Origin of the sequence: Paracoccus sp. PAR01 (assembly GCF_014851995.1) — a bacterium.
Lineage (GTDB): Bacteria > Pseudomonadota > Alphaproteobacteria > Rhodobacterales > Rhodobacteraceae > Paracoccus > Paracoccus litorisediminis.
Window position 1 is genome coordinate 1 of record NZ_JACVAW010000055.1, and the last position, 3,971, is coordinate 3,971.

Sequence of the window (3,971 nt, forward strand, 5' to 3'; positions counted from 1 at the left end):
GAACATTGTCCTGATGGTGATGATGCGCGGATCCATCCCCGGCCACGACAGGACGCACGAGGGGCGCTCTTGATGCAATAAGCCCTGCGCTTCGCGATGCTCCACGTAGTATCAGCCACAGCCCGATGAGCATGATCGAAAACAGGCTGAGTTGCGTAAATGTTGTCTCGGGTCCAGCAGTTCGGGCAGGACGGGGGCGTCGCCCACACGGCTCCCTGTGACCTCTATGGCTCGGATCTCCAGCGTCTGTTCATCCACGCCGATGTGGATCTTGCGCCAAAGGCGGCGTTTCCCGCCATCATGCTTGCGGGCATGCCACTCGCCTTCGCCCTCGGCCTTGATGCCGGTGCTGTCGATCAGCAGGTTCAGCGGCCCCGGCGAGCCACGGTAGGGAATGCGGACGGCCAGGGTCTTCTGGCGCCTACTCAGCGTGCTGAAATCCGGCACCGTCCACTCGAGGCCGACCAGGCGCAACAGGCTCTCGACGAAGCCGGTCGTCAGACGAAGCGCCATGCCGAACAGCACTTTCATCGTAAGGCAGGTCTGGATCGCGGCGTCGCTATACTGAGGCTGTATTTCGCGGCTCGCCGGTCGGCGGCGGCACCCACGCCATGTCCGGATCGAACCAGATCGTCAGGGAGCCGCGCGGCTTGTGGGCTTCATTGTAGGTCGGCCAGTTCTTGGTCTTGTACTTCGGCGGGATCGGTCTGCTCATGTAGACCAGCTACCACACTGGATTCACGAGATGAATCCCATCGTTCTTTGCGCAACAAAGCCCCTCAGTTGGTAAAGGCATCGATAACGTTCATGACCGCCAGCACCTTTCTGGTGCCGCTGTCTACGCGGTAGATCCGGTCGTCATCGCGGTAATACTCCCATCCGCGCCGCCGCTCCAGATCATAGCGGCTTGGGTCCCGAACGACGATGTAATCCCCGATGCGAAGAGTGTCGCCGACCCGGTTTCCGTATTTCCTGGCTTGTCCGGGCGGAACGCATGGCGGGTTCTTCTTTGCAAGACCGGGCGGGCAATCGGCAACATAATTCGCCCTTGCACGATCGCTGTGACGACCACGATCCTCGTGCTTCTGCGCGTTCTTCTTTCCGTTGCCATCGCCATGGCCTTTCCCGTTTCCGGGATCTGCCGCCACCGGTGCGACGCCGAGCGTGGCGAGCACCAATGCTGCGGCCAGATATTTTGATGTGAGCGCCATGTTCATGCTCCTGAATATGTCGACGGGATATAACGCGCGCGCATCGTTTTCTGCCCCTCACGATTTCGGGCGTAGGCGGCAGTTCGCCCGTCGTTCGATCAGGTGCTTCCGCTCGCCGCACAGAGAAGCTCCATTGTACGTCACCGCGGTTTCGATGCGCCAAGGCCGGGGGAGATTTCGCTGAAGGCGAGCCCTATCCGCAGCGACCCGTACCTTCACCCTACCTTACTCCCGGTTGCCCTGCAGCCTGTCCCTGATATCGTCGACCGAGGCCCTGATGGCGTCGATCGTTTCGCCGTTAAGCGCGAGCGCGTCCTCGACACACTTCATGACGTCGGCGGCTTCGCTTTGCAGCGCGCGGCCTTCCTCCGTCAGGGTCAGCAGCACCTCGCGCTCGTCCTTGGGGTTTCGTTTCCGGGTGATCAGTCCCGCTGCATCAAGACGCTTCAGCAGTGGCGTGAGCGTGCTCGAGTCAAGGAAAAGGGTGTTTCCCAGCTCTTTCACGTTCTGACCGTCCCGTCGCCACAGTGTCAGCATGACGAGGTATTGCGGATAGGTCAGCCCGATCTTGCCCAGAAGCGGGCGATAAAGCTGCGTGAAGGCGTGTCCGGCGGAATAGATGGAAAAGCACAGCATGTCCGTCACTTGGGGCGCGACATGATCCGGGGTGCCTGCGGTCTCAGTCATGGCAGTCTCCTTTCATGACAAAAATAATTCGTGCACGATTGAATTGCAAGCGATTGACAGGAGGCCGAATCATCGGCATATACACCGTACACCAATTGATTGTGCACAAACGAAACTGACCGGGGAGACTAACATGACCGACTTCACCACCGCCGACGGAACGCGCCTGTTCTTCAAAGACTGGGGCACTGGCCAGCCCATCCTGTTCGCCCACGGCTGGCCCTTGTCGTCTGATGCCTGGGATCAGCAGATGCTGTTCTTCAGCCAGAACGGCTTCCGGGTCATCGCCCATGACCGCCGCAGCCATGGTCGTTCGGACCAGACCTTCGCCGGCAACAACATGGACCAATATGCCGATGATCTGGCCGAGCTGATCGAGGCGCTGGATCTGCGTGATGTGATCCTTGTGGGCCATTCGACCGGCGGCGGCGAAGTCTCGCGCTACATCGGTCGCCATGGCACCGAACGTGTCGCCAAGGTGGTTCTGGTCGGCGCAGTCCCGCCGCTGATGCTGCAGACGCCGGAAAACCCGAACGGCACGCCTCTGGCCGTGTTCGACGAAATTCGCGCCAACACCGCAAAGAACCGCTCGCAGTTCTTCTTCGATCTGACCGTCCCCTTCTACGGCTTCAACCGCGACGGCGTCGCCAGCAACGAGGGTCTGCGCGAAAACTTCCGCCGGATCGGCCTGCAGGGCGGCATCAAGGGCCAGTACGACTGCATCCACGAGTTCTCGCAGGTCGATTACACGCAAGACCTGAAGCGGATCGACCGACCCACCCTGATCATCCACGGCGACGACGACCAGATCGTGCCGATTGCGGCATCCGCCCATCGTGCGGCCGAGATCGTCGCGGATGCGACCTTGAAAATCTATCCCGGCGGGTCGCACGGGCTGGCAGAAACCGAGGCCGACCGTTTCAACGCCGATGTCCTGGCGTTCATCCGCGCCTGAACCACCTGCAAACCCGATCCCCCATATCACCTACGAGGAAACCAATCATGTCGAAACTCGCCGCCGCTGTTGCCGTTACCGGTGCCCTGCTGTCCGGAACCGCCTATGCCCAATCACCCAAGCCCACGGTCGTTCTCGTCCACGGCGCCTTTGCCGACTCGTCGAGCTGGAACGGCGTGATCGGAATCCTGCAGAAGGATGGCTACAAGGTCGTCGCCGCGGCCAATCCGCTGCGCAGCGTCGCAGGCGACGCGGCCTACGTCTCCAGCGTCGTTGACGGCATCGAGGGGCCGGTCGTGCTTGTCGGGCACTCCTATGGCGGGCAGGTCATCTCGACCGCCGCGAACGGGCACGACAACGTCAAGTCGCTGGTCTATGTGGCGGCGTTTGCGCCCGATGCCGGCGAAGCGGCGGCCGAGCTGGCCGGAAAGTTCCCCGGCGGCACCCTTGGGCAGGCGCTGGCTGCGCCGGTGAAGCTGGCCGGGGGCGGGGTCGAGCTTTCGATCGATCAGGCAAAGTTCCATGACCAGTTTGCCCATGATGTTCCGGCCGAGGATGCGGCACTGATGGCCGTGGGCCAGCGTCCGATCACCGAAGCTGCGCTGACCGAGAAGTCCGGCGAGCCCGCATGGAAATCGCTGCCTTCCTTCTTTGTCTATGGTGACGGCGACAAGAACATCCCCGCGCAGGCCCTGAGCTTCATGGCCGAGCGCGCCGGCTCGAAACGCACCGTGGTGGTCGAGGGGGCCTCCCATGTCGTGATGGTCTCCCAGCCCCAGGCCGTGGCCGATCTTATCGTGGAGGCCGCGCAGTAAAGGGCGACCATGATCGCAGGCCTGCGGCTCTGGCTGCGTCTCAGCAATGGGTTCGACCATCTGCCCGAAGCTGACATCGCGACCAGCGCCGGGGCCTTTGCGCCCCTCTCCAAGCGAGAGACGAACCGGCTTTGCGTCCAGCTTGTGGGGATGGCATGAGCATCCAGGTCGCATTGTGAGCTACTCCCCGTTCCTTGGACAGATTTCCGGCTGATTTAAGCTACTGCCTGCGCCTGCCGATCAGTTTCGATGCTGTTGAAGTAGACCACGGCGGGCGGCTTCCCGCCATGGGCGGTGTGAGGC

At 61.9% G+C, this 3,971-nt stretch carries 5 protein-coding genes and 1 pseudogene; 3 read left to right on the plus strand and 3 right to left on the minus strand.

The window, feature by feature from the left end:
• Positions 1 to 171 precede the first annotated feature (171 nt).
• From IB235_RS24410 to IB235_RS24420, 3 genes and pseudogenes are all read right to left on the minus strand, one after another.
• Positions 172 to 715, minus strand: a pseudogene (locus IB235_RS24410) (IS5 family transposase); the annotation flags it as partial.
• 64 nt (positions 716 to 779) lie between these two features.
• Complete coding sequence (locus IB235_RS24415) at positions 780 to 1,211, minus strand: hypothetical protein (RefSeq protein ID WP_225612613.1); 432 nt, start codon at positions 1,209 to 1,211, stop codon at positions 780 to 782.
• A 225-nt stretch (positions 1,212 to 1,436) separates the two neighbouring features.
• Positions 1,437 to 1,898, minus strand: coding sequence for a MarR family winged helix-turn-helix transcriptional regulator (locus IB235_RS24420; RefSeq protein WP_192338969.1), 462 nt, complete (start codon positions 1,896 to 1,898; stop codon positions 1,437 to 1,439).
• 133 nt (positions 1,899 to 2,031) lie between these two features.
• On the opposite strand from IB235_RS24420, the gene IB235_RS24425 reads away from it, so the two are divergent.
• Genes IB235_RS24425 through IB235_RS24435 form a run of 3 tightly spaced genes read left to right on the plus strand, consistent with a single transcriptional unit; the run spans position 2,032 to position 3,827 of the window.
• Positions 2,032 to 2,853, plus strand: coding sequence for an alpha/beta fold hydrolase (locus IB235_RS24425; protein ID WP_192338971.1), 822 nt, complete (start codon positions 2,032 to 2,034; stop codon positions 2,851 to 2,853).
• Positions 2,854 to 2,900: 47 nt separating this feature from the next.
• On the plus strand, positions 2,901 to 3,668 hold the full coding sequence (locus IB235_RS24430) for an alpha/beta fold hydrolase (protein WP_192338973.1): 768 nt from the start codon (positions 2,901 to 2,903) through the stop codon (positions 3,666 to 3,668).
• Between the two features lie 9 nt (positions 3,669 to 3,677).
• The gene (locus IB235_RS24435) at positions 3,678 to 3,827 is read left to right on the plus strand and encodes a hypothetical protein (protein ID WP_192338975.1); all 150 of its coding nucleotides are present in this window, start codon (positions 3,678 to 3,680) and stop codon (positions 3,825 to 3,827) included.
• Positions 3,828 to 3,971: the final 144 nt, after the last annotated feature.

Bases quoted from the DNA above. Each gene is read 5' to 3' on its own strand.
- IB235_RS24415 (WP_225612613.1), bottom strand. From the start codon at position 1,211: ATGGCGCTCACATCAAAATATCTGGCCGCAGCATTGGTGCTCGCCACG.
- IB235_RS24420 (WP_192338969.1), bottom strand. From the start codon at position 1,898: ATGACTGAGACCGCAGGCACCCCGGATCATGTCGCGCCCCAAGTGACG.
- IB235_RS24425 (WP_192338971.1), top strand. From the start codon at position 2,032: ATGACCGACTTCACCACCGCCGACGGAACGCGCCTGTTCTTCAAAGAC.
- IB235_RS24430 (WP_192338973.1), top strand. From the start codon at position 2,901: ATGTCGAAACTCGCCGCCGCTGTTGCCGTTACCGGTGCCCTGCTGTCC.
- IB235_RS24435 (WP_192338975.1), top strand. From the start codon at position 3,678: ATGATCGCAGGCCTGCGGCTCTGGCTGCGTCTCAGCAATGGGTTCGAC.